14 protein-coding genes are annotated in these 15,016 nt (G+C 69.7%); 1 reads left to right on the top strand and 13 read right to left on the bottom strand.

The features are described from left to right. Positions 1 to 131 precede the first annotated feature (131 nt). The 5 genes from ACFVYE_RS15845 to ACFVYE_RS15825 are packed head-to-tail and all read right to left on the bottom strand — an operon-like array spanning position 132 to position 4,125. A complete protein-coding gene (locus ACFVYE_RS15845; RefSeq protein ID WP_383970602.1) occupies positions 132 to 1,424 on the bottom strand; it encodes a cytochrome P450 in 1,293 nt (430 codons plus the stop codon). Next, positions 1,421 to 2,041 (bottom strand): ATP/GTP-binding protein, encoded by a 621-nt coding sequence (locus ACFVYE_RS15840; protein WP_383722193.1) that lies wholly within the window; start codon positions 2,039 to 2,041, stop codon positions 1,421 to 1,423. Before ACFVYE_RS15840 ends, ACFVYE_RS15845 begins: the two co-directional genes overlap by 4 nt. Next, positions 2,013 to 2,396: a DUF742 domain-containing protein gene (locus ACFVYE_RS15835; RefSeq protein WP_383970597.1), complete on the bottom strand. Its 384-nt coding sequence runs from the start codon at positions 2,394 to 2,396 to the stop codon at positions 2,013 to 2,015. The genes ACFVYE_RS15840 and ACFVYE_RS15835 overlap by 29 nt, the downstream gene beginning before the upstream one ends. Continuing rightward, a complete protein-coding gene (locus tag ACFVYE_RS15830) occupies positions 2,393 to 2,824 on the bottom strand; it encodes a roadblock/LC7 domain-containing protein (RefSeq protein WP_383970594.1) in 432 nt (143 codons plus the stop codon). The genes ACFVYE_RS15835 and ACFVYE_RS15830 overlap by 4 nt, the downstream gene beginning before the upstream one ends. 2 nt (positions 2,825 to 2,826) lie before the next feature. Beyond that, positions 2,827 to 4,125 carry an ATP-binding protein gene (locus tag ACFVYE_RS15825; protein WP_383970591.1) on the bottom strand — a complete coding sequence of 433 codons (1,299 nt, stop codon included), beginning with the start codon at positions 4,123 to 4,125 and terminating at the stop codon, positions 2,827 to 2,829. A 656-nt stretch (positions 4,126 to 4,781) separates the two neighbouring features. On the opposite strand from ACFVYE_RS15825, the gene ACFVYE_RS15820 reads away from it, so the two are divergent. Beyond that, positions 4,782 to 4,952: a hypothetical protein gene (locus tag ACFVYE_RS15820; RefSeq protein WP_383970588.1), complete on the top strand. Its 171-nt coding sequence runs from the start codon at positions 4,782 to 4,784 to the stop codon at positions 4,950 to 4,952. Between the two features lie 369 nt (positions 4,953 to 5,321). Here ACFVYE_RS15820 and ACFVYE_RS15815 read toward each other — a convergent pair whose 3' ends face one another. From ACFVYE_RS15815 to ACFVYE_RS15780, 8 genes are all read right to left on the bottom strand, one after another. Further along, on the bottom strand, positions 5,322 to 7,784 hold the full coding sequence (locus ACFVYE_RS15815) for an ATP-binding protein (RefSeq protein WP_389605906.1): 2,463 nt from the start codon (positions 7,782 to 7,784) through the stop codon (positions 5,322 to 5,324). A gap of 342 nt (positions 7,785 to 8,126) precedes the next feature. Beyond that, the gene (locus tag ACFVYE_RS15810) at positions 8,127 to 8,429 is read right to left on the bottom strand and encodes an aldehyde dehydrogenase family protein (RefSeq protein ID WP_383970583.1); all 303 of its coding nucleotides are present in this window, start codon (positions 8,427 to 8,429) and stop codon (positions 8,127 to 8,129) included. Continuing rightward, positions 8,426 to 10,201, bottom strand: a complete 1,776-nt coding sequence (locus tag ACFVYE_RS15805) for an asparagine synthetase B family protein (protein ID WP_389605904.1) — start codon at positions 10,199 to 10,201, stop codon at positions 8,426 to 8,428. Before ACFVYE_RS15805 ends, ACFVYE_RS15810 begins: the two co-directional genes overlap by 4 nt. Positions 10,202 to 10,283: 82 nt before the next feature. Next, a complete protein-coding gene (locus ACFVYE_RS15800; RefSeq protein WP_389605902.1) occupies positions 10,284 to 10,826 on the bottom strand; it encodes a hypothetical protein in 543 nt (180 codons plus the stop codon). 99 nt (positions 10,827 to 10,925) lie between these two features. Beyond that, positions 10,926 to 11,837: a hypothetical protein gene (locus ACFVYE_RS15795; protein ID WP_383970574.1), complete on the bottom strand. Its 912-nt coding sequence runs from the start codon at positions 11,835 to 11,837 to the stop codon at positions 10,926 to 10,928. Beyond that, positions 11,834 to 13,021, bottom strand: a complete 1,188-nt coding sequence (locus ACFVYE_RS15790; RefSeq protein ID WP_383970571.1) for a hypothetical protein — start codon at positions 13,019 to 13,021, stop codon at positions 11,834 to 11,836. Before ACFVYE_RS15790 ends, ACFVYE_RS15795 begins: the two co-directional genes overlap by 4 nt. Beyond that, positions 13,018 to 14,082, bottom strand: coding sequence for a hypothetical protein (locus tag ACFVYE_RS15785; protein WP_383970569.1), 1,065 nt, complete (start codon positions 14,080 to 14,082; stop codon positions 13,018 to 13,020). The genes ACFVYE_RS15790 and ACFVYE_RS15785 overlap by 4 nt, the downstream gene beginning before the upstream one ends. Beyond that, positions 14,079 to 14,798 carry a cupin domain-containing protein gene (locus ACFVYE_RS15780; RefSeq protein WP_383970566.1) on the bottom strand — a complete coding sequence of 240 codons (720 nt, stop codon included), beginning with the start codon at positions 14,796 to 14,798 and terminating at the stop codon, positions 14,079 to 14,081. The genes ACFVYE_RS15785 and ACFVYE_RS15780 overlap by 4 nt, the downstream gene beginning before the upstream one ends. Positions 14,799 to 15,016 lie beyond the last annotated feature (218 nt).

The raw sequence follows: 15,016 nt of genomic DNA, 5'->3' as shown, positions 1-15,016 counted from the left end.
GGGCTTTCTGGTTCTGCCTCCCGCGGCCCCCCCGCCCGCCTCCCCGGCGGGCGGGGCTGGGGGGGGCGCCGCCCGCGCGGGGCCCCCCCCCCCCCCCCCCCCACGACGATCGACGGCAGGTGATACGGCTTCTACACCTCAGTGCCGCCTGACGCCGGGACCAATGGCGTCTCCCGCTCGGGGCGGGAGGGGCTCCGGCTCCAGGGGGTGGCCCCGTCGGCGTCGGGGGTCAGCGGGGTGAATCGGGCCGGGAGCGCGGTGAGCGTCCGGTGGACAGCCCCAGGGCGGTAGGTCAGCTTGTCGGCGGGAACATCCAGTTCGATGTCCGGCAGGTAGGTCAGGAGCCTCTCGATGGCGGCGGTGGCGATCAGCGTGGCGACGTCACGGGCGGGACACGCATGGGGCCCTGCAGCGAAGGCCAGGTGCGCCTTTTTCCCGGAGCGATAGCCGTCCGCCGGCACGCCCGAGTGGGGGCAGGTGTTGGCGGCGGCGTAGGACACCATGACGGGCGAGCCTGCGGGGATGCGAGCGCCGTGGAAGGTCACGTCCTTCTTGGGGAAGTGGACGCTGAAGTTGGCCAGCGGCGCGTCGTGCCACAGCGCGTCATCGATGGCGTGCTGGATGGGCAGGCTCCCGGTGGTCAGGGTGCCGAAATAGCGGTCGTCACTGAGCAGGCGGACGAGCGTGTTGGCAATGAGATTGCACAGTGGCTCGTTCCCGGCCCCGAGGGTGATGAGGATCTGGTTGACGGCCTCTTCCTGGCTCAGCCCATTGGGATGATCGATGAACCAGGAGGTCAAATCGTGGCCTCGCTGTGCCGCCTTGGTCCCGTAGAGGGTTTCGAGGTAGGCGCCGAACGCCTGCCCGCCCGCTGCCTGTTTCTCCGGATCGCTGTCCATCATCGCCCCGAGCGCCCACACAAGCCGCGGGCCCTCCTCGTCCGGCATGCCGAACAGAGCATTGAAGACCATCAGGGGCAGCTGCTGCGCGTACTGACGGACGAGCTCGACAGTCCCGGTATCGGCGAATTCCTGGAGCAGCGTGTCGGCGAAGCGGAATGTCAGGGCGCGCACATCATGGGGATCCAGGAGACCGAAGCTGTCCGTGATCACACGTCGCAGGTGCGCGTGTTCTTCGCCGTCGGCGAAGAACAGACTCGGCCGCCACTCCACCAGGGGCCGGATCGGGCTGTCCTCCGGCACCTGCGGCAGCCAGCTCCGGGTGTCCTTGGTCCACGTATCGGTGTCCTGGAGGAGGTCGAGGGCGGCTCGGTAGTCGGTGACCAGGTTGACCACGACACCGGGGGCCACCTCGGCTACGCCGACCGCTCCCTGCCTGCGCAGCAGCTCATAGCTGCGCTGCGGGTTCGCGGCGTGTTCGGCCCCGTGCAGGGACACGGGGGCTTCGGCTGGTGTGAGCGTCACGAGGCTTTGACTCCGGCAACGGATATGGAATGGGCGGTCAGTTGGGCGAGGGCGTGCAGGCCGCTGTTCTTCTCTCGTGCGTCACAGGTGACCAGTGGTGTCTCCGGGGCGAGGTCGAGCTTCGAACGGATGAGCGCCAAGTCGTACTTGGGTGAGTCAGGGAAGACATTGACAGCGACGGCGTACGGCAAACCGCGCTCCTCGATGAGTTCCATCACTTCCCAGGAGTCCTTGAGCCGCCGGGTGTCGACCAGGACGAGGGCACCGAGTGCTCCGAACGCGATGCCTTCCCACAGCGGGAGGAAGCGGCGCTGCCCCGGAGTTCCGTACAGGTACAGAACGATCTTGTCGCCCGGCAGGGTCAGACGGCCGAAGTCGATGGCGACGGTGGTGGTGGTTTTGTCACGCAGGACATCGTGGCTGAGGTCATCGGTAGCGACCGCCGCGTTCGTCATGACCTCGTCGGTGTGCAGTGTCGGAATCTGCGACAGCGACTTGACCACGGTCGTCTTGCCGATACCGAGCGGGCCGGCAACGAGGATCTTGATCCTTCGGTGTTCTCCTTCAGGCAGGTAGACAGGAGGCGAGCTAGGCGGCAAGGAGAGCGTGGAGTCCACTCAGAACCTCTTCCAGGACTTCTTTCGACGGTCGGCCATCGTTCGACGCGCGGAGGGCGTCCGGAATCGGGACGGTGGCCTTTAACTGACCGTCACTGACAAGTTGTTCGGCGAGCACCAGAGTCACGCTGACCGGGAGGCCGAGATAGCCGGCCAGTTCGACGACGCTGAGAGATCCGTCGGCAAGGAGCTCGATCACGCGCTGGTGCACCGCTGTGTGGTACCTCGCGAGGGGCAGACCACTGGCACGCAGAGCGGCCAGTGAATCGAGGGTGCCCGAGAGGCCGGCGCCGGGGCTGGTCCCGGTCGCAAGGTAGGCCGGCAGCAGCCGTCGCTGTTCCTGGCCGCGGCTCATGACGCCCCGTCGCTGGTACGGGCGGGAACGGACATTATCTGTTCCCCGAGTTTCATTGCCTGGCGGGCCATGGTGGCCGCGACCACCCCCATGGGCATGTCCTCATCGCCCGCTGCCGCGATCAGGGTGTTGGTTCCTTCGCCGACCGGCATGACCATGTAGATGCCCCGGTCGTTGTGTGAGGTGACGGTCTTGAGCGGAGTGCTTCGAGGGGCTCCCAGAACGGCGTTGGTGGCGGCGCGGGAGGCGGAGTGCAGCGCGGCAGTCATCGCACCGATGCCGTCTGCCTCGTCCTTGGTGAGATCCTCGGAGATGGCCTGGACCATCCCGTCGAGAGTCATGGTCAGGGCGTGCCGGACACCACGGATTTCGGTGATGGGCTTCAGGACCCAGGCGGACGGGCCGGTCTCTTCGTGGGTTTGAGGCATGGTCACTGTGTTGACTCCGAATCGGTGACGGACCGGTCGCCGGTGAGGCCACTTTGGAAATCGCTCCACATGGCACCGGTGTCTTCCGGGTTCAAGGGGCGGGGCGCTGCGGCGGCCTCTTCACTGGTGGCTGTCGCTGAGAAACGGCGGCGGCGCTGCGGTAGCGCGGCCGCGCCGGTCGGCGCGGGCGAGTGTGCGGGCGAGTGTGCGGGCGAGTCGGCATTGGCGGGCCGCTTGTGAGCCTGCGGCGCCACGGCGGGTTGGGGAGCCATGACCGAGGGAGGTGTGGCGTTTTCGTCGATCGAGGTCAGCAAGTTCTCGGGAACTGACACCACAGCGCGCACCCCGCCATAGGGAGAGGAAGTGTCGATGGAGACATGGAGGCCGTAGTCGGCGACGAGACGGCCGATGGCGGCGAAGCCCATGGACGGCGGGTCACCGAGCTCGAGGAGCATCACCTCCTGCTGTTCACCCGATATCAGACCTCGGCCACGGGCAAGCGCTTCTGAGGTCATGCCCTTGCCGGCGTCGTCGATCGTGATGCACACACTGCCGTTGCCGGTCTGGATCAAGCCGACGTCCACCATGAGGTCGTCACGGGAGTGCTCCAGCGCGTTGGCCATCAGCTCGGCGCAGACCACAGCAACAGGCTCGGCCGCGCGCCCGACCACGCCGATGTTGGAAAGGCCCAGCCGAGAAACGATGTTGATGCGGTCGAAGCCGCGCAGTCGGGAGGAGGCGCCACTGACGACCTCGCTCACATAGGTGTCCTTGCGGACGTGCCCCGGCCAGCCGCCGCACACGATGGCGGATCTCTGCGTGAGGCGCAGATTCTGCTCATTGAGATGGTCGGACTCAAGCAGGCTCTGCGTCAGACGGGGCGGCGCGCTGAACTCGTGCTGCAGACCCACAATGTTTGTCTGCAACCGGTAGGAGAGGGCCTGGGACTCCTGAGTTGCGCCACGCAGGGCAGCCCGAGCAGCGGCGTCGATGCGGCGCCTTTCCTTGAGGACGATGTCAGAAACAGCTTCGGGCAGGGCGTCGAGGAGCTGTGCAGCCTCGGACCCCGCGAGGCTCTTGTGCAGCAGTCCGGGGACGGGGTGATGAGAGCTGATCAGGTGCAGTGCAAGAGCGGGAAGTCGCTGGGAGACGAGGTGACGCACTTCGTCGAGAAGCTCTGCCTCGCGGGTATTGAGTTCCTTCGTGCGGGACTCTGCGGTCTGCCTGTTCTGCACCTCGGTTCGGGCGCGGCCCTCGGCAGCATGCGCACGGGAATTGGCGGCCTGCGCCTCCGTGGACAAGTCTCTGCCCCGTCGTACGTGTTTGCGGCGCGAGCGTGCCAGGAGCAGCGCCCAGACTGCTAGGAGGAGGGACAAGACGCCGAGGGCAAGGGCGATTTTTGAGGACAAGGTCACGGAGGGTGGTCCTAGGGGTCGGTCGAGCCTTCGAAGAGCGGCGCAGCGGTTCACTCCCTCGTAGGGGGGTGAGTGCGGCCTCCGGAGAACTGGCGGACAGGAGAAACAATGTGGCAATTCGTGAATAGCGCGTGGACCGTTCGTGCAGGGCGAAGAAGTGCCACCGCAGACAAACGACTGCGAGGCCGAGACGGGGCCCGGTGAATCGCCCGAGCCGGCCAAGGCTCCAGCGGCGAGATCCCCACAGGCAATGTCGGCCGTCCGGCCGGCCATCGCGCAACTCCCGGCCCCGGAAATGGTCGCAGGGCGGAGCCCGCCGAACGCAAATGAACAGGTTCATCAGAGCTCCGTTGAGGACTGCGACCGTCGGCTACATCTGGTGCTTCCCGCCATCGCGCGCAGTCGACTCGCGGCCTTGCCACTTCCTAACACGCGGTCAGTTTACTGGAGTTGATCAGTACACGCAGCGTTGGTGGGCCCGCGCAGTTTTGAACCGGACAATCTTCGCTTGCTGGGTTCTCGCCGATCGCACGGCGTAGACAATGCACTCTCCGGCAGCTCGCCGTATCGCCCCGTATCGGGTGATCGTCGGCGGCGGTGTCGAAGAGAGCGACACCAGCCGGGAGGCCGCGCTCCCGCGTGAGGTCCGTGAGCGGATCGCTACCGTCCTGCGCGAAATTCTCGAACGAGGTGGCCTGCCCGTCACGGTGTAGCGGGAACACCGCCGCGGCGGCCTTCCACTCGGACGCGCCGGGGCCAGTCGGCATTGTTCGACGTCCTGCTGCCATGCGTCACCGGGCCGGGCCCGGGCGGCCCGGGTGCCGATCGGACGCGTCGGCCGGAAGGCCGCTGGGTGCGCTGGAGAAACCCATGACTGTCGCCGACATCCCCATCTGGCGGTGGAAGCCGGACTGCTGCGCACCCAGCGGGGCCGCCTGATTCAGGTCAGAAAGCAGGCTCAGCAAGCGGCAACGGCGGAAGGAGTGCGCCGACTCCTCGTGAGACCGAGTAGTCGCGGGCCCGGAGTGCGGTGCTCGGGACACTGAGCATCCTGGGTTCGTTGTCGACCACGAGCACGCGCTTCACAAGAGCTCCCGTACGGCGGCGGGAAGCGACAGGGTCATGGTCAGGCCCCCACCGGGGGTGTCTTCCGGCGCAAGGGTGCCCCCCATCGCCTCGGCCAGGCCCCGGGCGAGCGCGAGGCCGAGGCCGACCCCTGTCGTGTTGTCGGTGTCGCCCAGTCGCTGGAAGGGCACGAAAGCCCGCTCACGGTCGGTGACCGGCAGACCGGGTCCGCGGTCGATGACGCGGAACTCGACCCGGTCGGCCAGCGCGCTCGCAGTGATCACGACCGAGTGGTCCGGCGGGGTGTAACGGACGGCGTTCCCGACGAGATTGGCGATGATGCGTTCCAGCAAGGGCGGATCCGCCAGTACGGCGGGCACATCCTCGGAGATCCGGATCTTCACGTCGGTCGGGTCGCAGGGCAGCGAGTCCAGAGCCGCCGGCAGCACTTCGTCGAGGGTGGTGGCCCTCAGATTCAGGGTGAGGGCCCCTGCCTGGAGCCGGCTCATGTCGAGAAGGTTGTCCACCAGCCGGTTCAGCCGGGCCATGGACTCCTCGGCCGTCGCCAGCAGTTCGGCCCGGTCCTCGTCGCTGAAGTCGACCTCGGTGCTGCGCAGGGAGCTGATGGCGGCCCAGCCGGCCGCCAGCGGGGTGCGCAGATCGTGGCTGACGGCGGCGAGCAGCGCTGTACGCATCCGGTCGGCCGCCTTCACGGGCTCTATCTCGGCGGCGGCCTCGGCGAGGCGTGCGCGTTCGAGGGCCGCGGCGACATGCGCGGTGAAGGCCGTCAGAACACGCAGCTCGGATGCGGGGAGGGCGCGGCCCCGCAGCACCAGGTGGGCGTCGGGACCGACTGGCACGTGGACGGCGTCGTCGTCCGTCGTCGGCTGAGCGAGTAGTTCGGCGGAGGTCATTGAGAAGGTCTCTCTCGTACGTTCGAGCAGCGCCGGGATCGCTTGGTCCCCGCGGACGATGGACCCGGCCAGCGAGGACAGCGTCTCCGCCTCGGCCGTGGCCCGGGCGGCGCGGCGGGACAGCCGCAGCGATCGGTCGACGATCGCGGCCACGGTGGCTGCGACGATCGCGAATACCAGGAGCGCCAGGATGTTGTTGGGCTCGGAGATGGTGAACTCACCGATCGGCGGTATGAACCAGTAGTTGAGCAGCAGGGACGCCGTCACCGATGCGACGAGCGCGGACACCACTCCGCCGACACAGGCCACCCCGACCACCACCACGAGAAACAGCAGCGCCTCACTCGTCAGGTTGAGGCTGCCTCGGGTGCTGTCCAGCAGGAACGTCAGAGCCACCGGAAGAACCAGACCTGACACCGGCCCCGCGATGAGCCGTGCGGTCGGCAGGGTGCGCCGCCGTGAGGGCAGGAGCCGACCTCCGCCGGCACGCTCGTGGGTGACCATGTGCACATCGATGTCCTGCGACAGTTCGACGATCGTTTCGCCGATGCCGCGGCCGGTGAGGAACCGCTCCAGGCGCCGTCGCCTGCTGGTGCCCAGTACCAGTTGCGTGGCGTTCTCGGCCTGTGCGAACTCAGTGAGCGCGGTGGCCACATCGTCGCCCACGACGGAGTGATAGCTGCCACCGAGGCTCTCGACGAGTGCCCGTTGGCGGGCCAGCGAAGCCGATGAGGCACCGCCGGTCAGCCCGTCGCTGCGCACGATGTGCACGGCCAGCAGGTCACCGCCTGCGCTGCGGTCGGCGATCCGGGCCGCGCGGCGGATGACTGTCTCGCCCTCGGCGCCACCCGTGAGCGCCACCACGACTCGCTCGCGTGTTTCCCAGACGCGCTCTATGCCATGTTCGGAGCGGTACTTCTGCAGCGCTTCGTCGACGCGTCCTGCCACCCACAGCAGGGCCAACTCCCGCAATGCGGTGAGGTTTCCGGGACGGAAGTAATTGGACAGGGCGGCGTCGATTTTTTCCGGTGCGTAGATGTTCCCGTGCGCCATCCGGCGGCGCAGCGCCTCGGCCGGCATGTCGACGAGTTCGATCTGATCGGCGCGGCGCACCACCTCGTCGGGGACGGTCTCCCGCTGCGGCACATCGGTGATCTTCTCGACGACGTCGTTGAGGGACTCCAGGTGCTGGATGTTGACGGCGGTGACGACATCGATGCCGGCGGTGAGGAGTTCCTCGATGTCCTGCCAGCGCTTGGCGTGCCGGCCGCCGGGCACATTGGTGTGAGCGAGTTCGTCGACGAGCGCCACCTGAGGACGTCGGCGCAGCACCGCTTCGAGGTCCATCTCGCTGAACTCCCCGCCCCGGTGGGAACGTGCGACACGAGGGAGAACCTCCAGGCCGTCGAGCCGCTCCTCGGTGAGCGGTCGCTGGTGGCATTCGACGAAGGCCACCACGACATCGGTTCCCCGCTGTGCTCTGCGATGTCCCTCGTCGAGCATCCGGTAGGTCTTGCCGACGCCGGGGGCCGCCCCGAGGAAGACCTTGAGCCTTCCCCGTCTCATATCCGATTCCGTCACGGCAGGCGCCTCCTCACGCCGCACGCACGCCCGGTCACGGGGCTTTCCTGCGTGGCCGGGCGACGGGTGCCGCTGATCAGCATCGGCCGTGAGCGGCGGGCAGGAGTCCCGGCCCGGCGACCTTGACGCGATTCTGATCCGGTCCGCTGCGGGGGCGACGGGCGCCGACCGGCTCGAAGAACTCCTGAGCGACGGCCTCAGACGTCGCAGCCCCGGGGCGCCGGCAAGGTGCGCGTCCTATACGCAGCTACCGAGTCGGGCAAGCGTCGGCGCGGCGTGCGCCTGTTCGCTCCGTGCCGGGCGTCGACTGCAATCTGCGACGCCGGCCTACGCGACGTGTGCTCCACAGCCGGTCCGCGCAGCGACCACCTGCCGGAGGGCATGTCGGCAGGCCCGCTCACGAGCCGCGTACTGCGCCGCGCTGACCTCGATCAGCGTCGCCAGCCGGTCCAGGCGCCGCGCCCGGTCCCTGGGGGTCAGTGCACTCCACGTGCCCAGCGCCGTACGGGCCGCCGCCACGGTCACAGCCACCTCGGGCTTGCGGGAGACGGGCGCCGTGCCGCGGGAACGGCCCGTGCGAGGATCGGTGAGTTCAGTGTTCGTCGTCGCTTCCTGCTGCTCGTTCCTCACAACGCGTACGATCGCAGCCACAGTTCCAGCGTCAGCACCAGCCACAGCTTGCCGCCCTGACGGGGCAGAAGCGTGCCCTCGCCCTTCATCCAGGTGCAGAGCGTGTCCGGGCGGAACAGTCCCCGGCCGGCCGACTGCCGGCTCAGCAGCAGATCGTTCCCGAGATCGCGCAGAGGACCCGTCAGCCACTGCTGCACCGGCACCCGCATCCCGCTCTTCGGGCGGTCGACGACCGTGTCGGGGAGGAGGTCGCGCGCGGCCTCCTTGAGGATCCATTTCTCCGCCGAGCCACGGAGTTTGTACGTGGGCGGCGTCGAGAACGCGTGGTCGACGACCCGGCGGTCGAAGAGCGGTGCCCGGCCCTCGATGCCTTGCGACGCCGTCAGGCGCTCCACCTTTGTCAGGATGTGGTGCGCGCCCTTGGTCCGCAGATTGCAGTGCAGGAGCTGGTTGAGGAGATGGCCCATGCGATGCGGGCTGTCGGCGCCCGGAGTCAGATACGGCTCGACGAACCGCTGGGGGCGGGGGGCGTCCCGCAGCGCATCGAGCGTCTGCGCGGTCAGTAGCGTCGGGAGGTCCGTCCAGCACTTGCGGTACGAGCGCAGATACGCCGTCGCCCGGTCCTCGTCCCAGGGCGCCCCCGGTTCACGGTGCATCTCCTGCACCAGCATCGGGAGGTTCTTCGGGCCGCCGAACACGGGATCGCCTCCCTCGCCGTTGAGCACCACCGAGGCGCCGTCCGCGGCCACGGCCTCCGCGAGCAACAGATTCGGGACCGTCAACGGATCGCCCACCGGACTGTCCAGGAGCGCGGCCGCCTCCGCGAGCCGTGAGGCGACTGTCTTTCCCGACACGTTCAGGACCCGGTGGCGGGTATGGCAGTGGGCGGCCACCAGGCCCGAGTAGCCCAGCTCGTTGGGGAGTTCGTCGCCGAAGCTGATCGAGTAGGTGTGTACCGGATGGCCGTGGAGCTTCGCCGCCAGCGCGGTGACGAGGGAGCTGTCGATCCCGCCGGAAAGAAGGACCGCAGCCGGCTCCGCCTCCGGGAGCCTGTCGGCCGTCGCCCGCTCCAGGAGCGCCCGCAGGGCCAGGACATGCTCCGTCGGATCCTGCGGCACCGGCTGCGCGATGTGCTCGCGGGGCTCCCAGTGCACCGCTTCGGTGACCGTGCCGTCCTCCGCCAGCCGCAGCACCCGCCCGGGCAGGACCTCCCGCACACCGGTCAGGAGCGTCTCCTCGCCCGGCAGATAAGCGAAGGTGAGGAACGAACGGACCGCGGACAGATTCATCGACGTGCCGAGCGCGGGCCAGCGCCGCAGCGCCCTCAGCGAGGTCGAGGCCGCCCAGGCTCCTTCGGCGCGTGCGTAGAAGAGAGTCCGTGCGCCCACCTGGTCGCGGATCAGGATCAGGTCCGTACCGTCCAGCACGGCCAGCACGAACATGCCCTCGGCGAGCGCCACCCCCGCGTTGCCGAGCCGCGCCCAGCAGCGCAGCAGCAGTTCACCGTCGGAGCACCGAGCGGGTACGGAGGTCCCCTCGGCGTGCAGCGCGGACAGGAGGGCCGGGCGGTTGTGGAGGGTGACCTCGCCCACCGCCGTCAGGCCGTGTGCCGTGAACGGGCCTTCGGCGCGGCCGGGTTCGCCCGCGATCAGTCCCAGATCAGCCCCGGCGACGTCCACGGCTGTGCGGCCGGTCCCGGCCGCACCCATCGCCTCGACATGGGCCCGGGCCTGCCGGGTGGTCGGGGCCAGGCAGACGCAGAAGCGTGCCATGGACGGCTCCTTTCCTTTGTGTTCCCTGGTCCGTACTGCTATCGCCGCCGCTACGGCTTCCGGTGGTGTCGGCGTGGCAGGCTCAGCCGAAGTCGTCGTCGCTCCAGGCGTCGTCGTCGTTGTCCCAGCCCGCGTCCCAGTCGTCCGTGCCGTTGTCACCGGAATCGCCGCTCCCGCCTCCGCCGGAGTCGCCCGAGGACGACGACTGGCTCTGTGCCTGCTGCTGGCGGAGCTCTTCCTCCTCCTCCGGGCTCATGCTCAGCGGCGGCAGCTGGGCGGCGGTTATGGCGAGGCCCGCCACGCCCAGGCCCGCGAGCACGACGCCCATCCTGCCGCCGAACGATGTCCGGTTGACCATCACCGTCTCGCCGCGGCCCCACAGGGTGCGGCCGTATCCGATGTCGCGGGCATACATCACCGTGCCGTCGGCGAGGGTGCGCTTGATGATGCGGTTGCCGAGGAGTTCGTCGGTGCCGGAGGCGTTCCGGTTGTCGTGCCAGCGCACGAGGTCGCGGTGGGATCCCTCGCGTCGGCGCCACTCCTCCCGGCCGTCCTCGTAGCGCCGGTGGACACTGCCGTCGGAGAGCAGTTCGTCGGAGTAGCCGATCTCTTGAGGTCGGATCATCGTGTGCGTTCCTCGGGTCTGTGGGGCGGTCGTGGCCTCGGGAGCCAGGGCCCGCTCGGACGGGTCACCCCGCGGTTCGCGGGCGGGTGACGCGGTGGATCATGAGACGGGCCAGGTCAGGAAACCCGTGGTACGCAGCCCGCGCAGTTCGGTCCACATGGAGTTCCGGGGCGGTCGGGGGCCCCGTGTCAGGCGCAGCACCGTACGCACCAGGCGGGGCGGTGACACCGCCGCGACCTGCGCGAACCGTCCACGCGCCAGCCACGCGGCCTCCTGGGGCCGCAGCGCCGGAGGCCAGGGTCCGAGAGGCGGTGCCGGTGCCGGGCCGCGGCCGGTGGGAAGCCGCAGGGCCGCCGCGTGACGGGGTACGAGTCCGATCGATGCCACCCGTACGCCGGGGACGCGGCCGAGAGCGGCCCTGATCCGCGCCGGGAGCTCGATGCCCTCCGGGCTTGCGTCGTGCAGCACATGGACCGTCGCGCCCTCCGCCCGCTCCAGCGCCGCGACGAGGCGAGGGGCGAGCGGCAGGGCATCGACCGCCGGGAGGACGGGGCAGGCCGCCTCCAGATGCACATGATTGGCGAGCAGCATGCGGGCGATCGAGCTTTCCTGGCAGACGAGAATGCGGGGCAGTCCGTAGGCGTAGAGGTCGGGTTCGGAGGAATCGGGTGTGGTCGGAGGCCGTGGCGGCGCCGACGGCAGCGGCGGGAGCAGGCCCTCCACGGACTCCCTGCCCCGCGCATCCAGGGCGCGCGTGAACGTGGGCAGACGCAGGGGAGGGGCCGGGGTCCGCGGGATGCGGGTGAGCAGGGCCGCGGCCGGGCTCAGGACGCGGCAGGTCTCGTAGTAGAGCTGCCGTTCCGTGAACCTGATGCCGCCGGGGCCCGCGGCGCGGGCCCCGGCCCCGGTGATCGCGAGATCGAGGAGGCGGGCGCCGGGTCCGTGGCCGGTTCGGGGAGCCGGGGCGTTGGAGGTCCCGCTTCCGGGAGCCTGGGGGCGTCGCGTACTCATGCGGAGCTGGTGCCTTCCTGCTCGGACGTACCGGCGCCGGGTCGGCCGGTGTCCCGCGCCCGTGGGGTCTGCGGGGTCTGCGGCCAGGTGAGGAAGCCGTTGGTGTGGGAGTGCCCGGGGCCGGGCGGCGGGACGGCCAGGGCCCGCTCCACCGCCCGTACGACGATCGATTCGAGAAGGCGCGGCGGCACAGCGGCGATCGGGCTCCAGAAGCCGTCGGCGAGCCACTCGGCGTCCGCCTCGGGCAGACCCGCGACCGTACGGAGCTGTTCCGCGTCGGCGAACCGGCTGTGCCGGGCGAGCCGTACGACGCCCTGCTTGCCCCTGGCCGCGGAGACGGGGAGGCCCGCGTCCACCACGACCCGGTCGGGCTGCGCGGCGCGGATGAGCGGTGCCAGCAGGACGCCCAGCGGGTCGGCGTCGTGCAGGACGACCACCGGGAGCGTGCTGCGGTACTCCGCGAGTTCCTTGAGGGCCCCGGCCACGACGTCGGAGCGCCCCGCGGTTCCCTCCGTGCCGGCGGCCTCCAGGAGGACGGCACCCAGACGGCCGGGAATGTCATTGGCCGTGAGGAAGAGGGCTGCCGCCCGGTCGGTGCACAGGATCACGGCCGTGGGCCTGGACGCCGGAGCAGACGCACGGGAACGGCTCACGCTGCGCGGCCGGGGCGCGGGGCGTGCATCGTCGACGACGCCTTTCGGCAGCCGGCCGTACGCCGTCGACCAGGCGCCCGTCATCAGCTGACGAAAGATCTCTTCGGAGGGGATGATCTGCGAACGGGGCGGCTGACCGGGGCGATGGCGCATGGCCGATGCGACGACGAGGACGACGCACCCGGCAGCTCCGGCGACGAGCGCGAGGACACCGTCGGTCAGGACCGCGCACAGGAGGAGGACGACGGCCACCGGCAGAGCCACGAGCCAGCGGATCCCGGTCGGCACACCCTGCGGCTCCTGCTCGGCCCACGCGTAGTTGCGGGTGCGGGACAGGTACCAGAGCTGGGTGAGGGTGATCTTCAGGCGTCCGTGGTCGGTGGCGCGCTCCGCGATGCCCCGGATACGGATGTCGTGCATGCCCATGCCGTGGACCGCAGGGTCGAGTGCGAAGCGTTTCCCGCAGTGCGCGCATACTCGGCCGGTGCGCTCCTTGCCGGTGAGCGAGGCGGCGCAGCCGGGGCAGATCACCGCTCACCCGCCCGGTCCCGGGCCGCCGGGCCGGGCCAGGTCATGAATCCCACGGACGCGGCGCGGCGCCGTTGTGGATCGACGTTCCGGGTGACCTGTTCGGCGATCCGGGTGACGGCGGCGAGAAGCCGGGCGGGGGGCATGCCGACGAGCGGAAACCGCCAGCCCTTTCCCAGCCACTTCAGCTCCTCCTCGGTGAATTCGCCGAGCGCGGTGAGCCGTGCCATGGTCTCCCGGTCGGGCTGACCGCCCCGGTCGCGGTAGGGCACGGCCTGGGCGAGACCGCGGACGGTGCGCAGTGGCAGTCCGGCGTCGATCACCATGCGTTGCCCCAGACTCTCGCGGACGCGTCGGACGAGGAGCTCGCCGTGCGCGTCGGCGTCGTGGAGCACGATCACCGGGCCCTGAGTGGGCAGGGCGCGGACCGTGTCGAGATCCTTGGCCGGCGCGATCCCGTAACGGGCGGGCAGGCCGTCGGCGATCAGGAACGCCGTGATGGAGCGGTCCGGGCACAGGAGTACGGCCCCGGGCTGAGCGCCGGAGGGCTCACGAGTTCTGGCCTGAGAGGGAACGGGAGCGGTGTCGTCGACCACCCCGGGCGGCAGCCCGCCGTACACGTTCCGCCAGGGCTCGAGCGCCTCCGAACGGAACGCCGCACGGCTCATGACCGGGAAGCCCCGGCCCGCACCGGCGGCTCGTGCGACGGCGAAGCCCGCGGAGGCGAGCAGCAGGGCGCCCGAGATGAGGACGAGGTACGAGATCTCGGTGAAGATGCCGAAGACGCCGACGACCAGGCCCGCGAAGAGCGAGGAACCCGCACACCCCGGCGCGAACTTGCCCTCCTTGAGGCGCTTGCGCGAGAGCGCGTACCACAACTGGTCCGGCGCCACCGCGATCCTGCCCTCCTCCGTCACCTTGGCGAGGATCCTGCGCACCCGCAGGTCGCTGAGGCCGAGGGAGTTGGTCTTGGGGTCGAGCGCGTACGTGCGCCTGCAGTGGGAGCAGGTGTTGTCGGGGCGCTCCTTGCGGAGCAGGTTCTTCTCGCAGTGCGGACAGATCACCGGCGGACCTCCAGTGCGGTCGCCACACGGCGCAGCCGTTTGGCCAGACGCTCGCGGACGGTGGTGGTGGCGATGCCACGGTCCTGCTGAAGGTGCTCGATGTCGCGCAGAGCGGCTGCGAGTGCGCGGTAGTCGGTGGCGGTGGCCACGGCCACCCGGCCGGCCGTCGGGGTGTCGCCCGGGGCGCGGCGCTCCGCCTCCCCGGCGGTTATCGCGTAGTCCTCGTGGTCGATCCCGTAACCGGTGTTGGCTGCGAGGATCGTCAGCGGATCGGTGCCCCTGTTCGCGAAGGAGTGGGGCATCATCTCCGGAATCCGTATCAACATCCCCGGAGTCAGCGGGACTTCGGTGACCCGGCCGCGGTCCGCGTCATGGAGGCCGCACGCCGCGTGGCCCAGGCTGAGGACGAAGTGTTCACCGCCGTGGGCATGCGGGGTGAAGGCGCTGCGCGGCCCCACGACACCGAGTTTGACCGTCGCGTTCGAGGGGCGTTCGGGGGAAGTTGCCGCGTCGCCCACCAGGTAGTGGGCGAACTGTCCGTCATCGATGAAGCGGAGGAACTCCCGCTCAGGTCCCAGCTCGCGGGCGCCCTCGCGGTCGGCCAGCTCGATGCCTCCGTCCGGCCTCAGGTGGTACAGCTCCACGCCCTCGGGGAGCGTGCCCCATGCTCCGCCCGGCATGGCGTCGGATATGTCGTCATGCGTTCTCCCGGACATCGCGCCTCCCCCTGTGTTCCTGTGCGCGGCGCGCGCTTCGCAAGCGCATCGTATGGCCTTGATTCACAACAAGGAGAGCCTTTGGAGCGACTCTTGGACAATGTGCGCGGGAACGGTGGGTGAACTCACGTCGGGCGGACGGCAGGAAGGGCCGGTGGAACCGTGCGCGGGATCCGCATCCATGGACGGACAGCCGGAGGCGTCCGGGTCGACGCGGC

The organism is Streptomyces sp. NPDC058239, assembly GCF_042882185.1.
In the GTDB taxonomy this organism is placed as follows: domain Bacteria; phylum Actinomycetota; class Actinomycetes; order Streptomycetales; family Streptomycetaceae; genus Streptomyces.
The sequence above is the reverse complement of the archived record's forward strand: the minus strand, read 5'-3'. Positions and strand labels throughout refer to the sequence as shown.

Coding starts and splice junctions, on each gene's coding strand:
- ACFVYE_RS15780 (WP_383970566.1), bottom strand. CDS start 14,798: ATGTCCGGGAGAACGCATGACGACATATCCGACGCCATGCCGGGCGGA.
- ACFVYE_RS15805 (WP_389605904.1), bottom strand. CDS start 10,201: ATGGCACGCTTCTGCGTCTGCCTGGCCCCGACCACCCGGCAGGCCCGG.
- ACFVYE_RS15800 (WP_389605902.1), bottom strand. CDS start 10,826: ATGATCCGACCTCAAGAGATCGGCTACTCCGACGAACTGCTCTCCGAC.
- ACFVYE_RS15835 (WP_383970597.1), bottom strand. CDS start 2,396: ATGAGCCGCGGCCAGGAACAGCGACGGCTGCTGCCGGCCTACCTTGCG.
- ACFVYE_RS15820 (WP_383970588.1), top strand. CDS start 4,782: ATGCACTCTCCGGCAGCTCGCCGTATCGCCCCGTATCGGGTGATCGTC.
- ACFVYE_RS15815 (WP_389605906.1), bottom strand. CDS start 7,784: ATGAGACGGGGAAGGCTCAAGGTCTTCCTCGGGGCGGCCCCCGGCGTC.
- ACFVYE_RS15830 (WP_383970594.1), bottom strand. CDS start 2,824: ATGCCTCAAACCCACGAAGAGACCGGCCCGTCCGCCTGGGTCCTGAAG.
- ACFVYE_RS15795 (WP_383970574.1), bottom strand. CDS start 11,837: ATGAGTACGCGACGCCCCCAGGCTCCCGGAAGCGGGACCTCCAACGCC.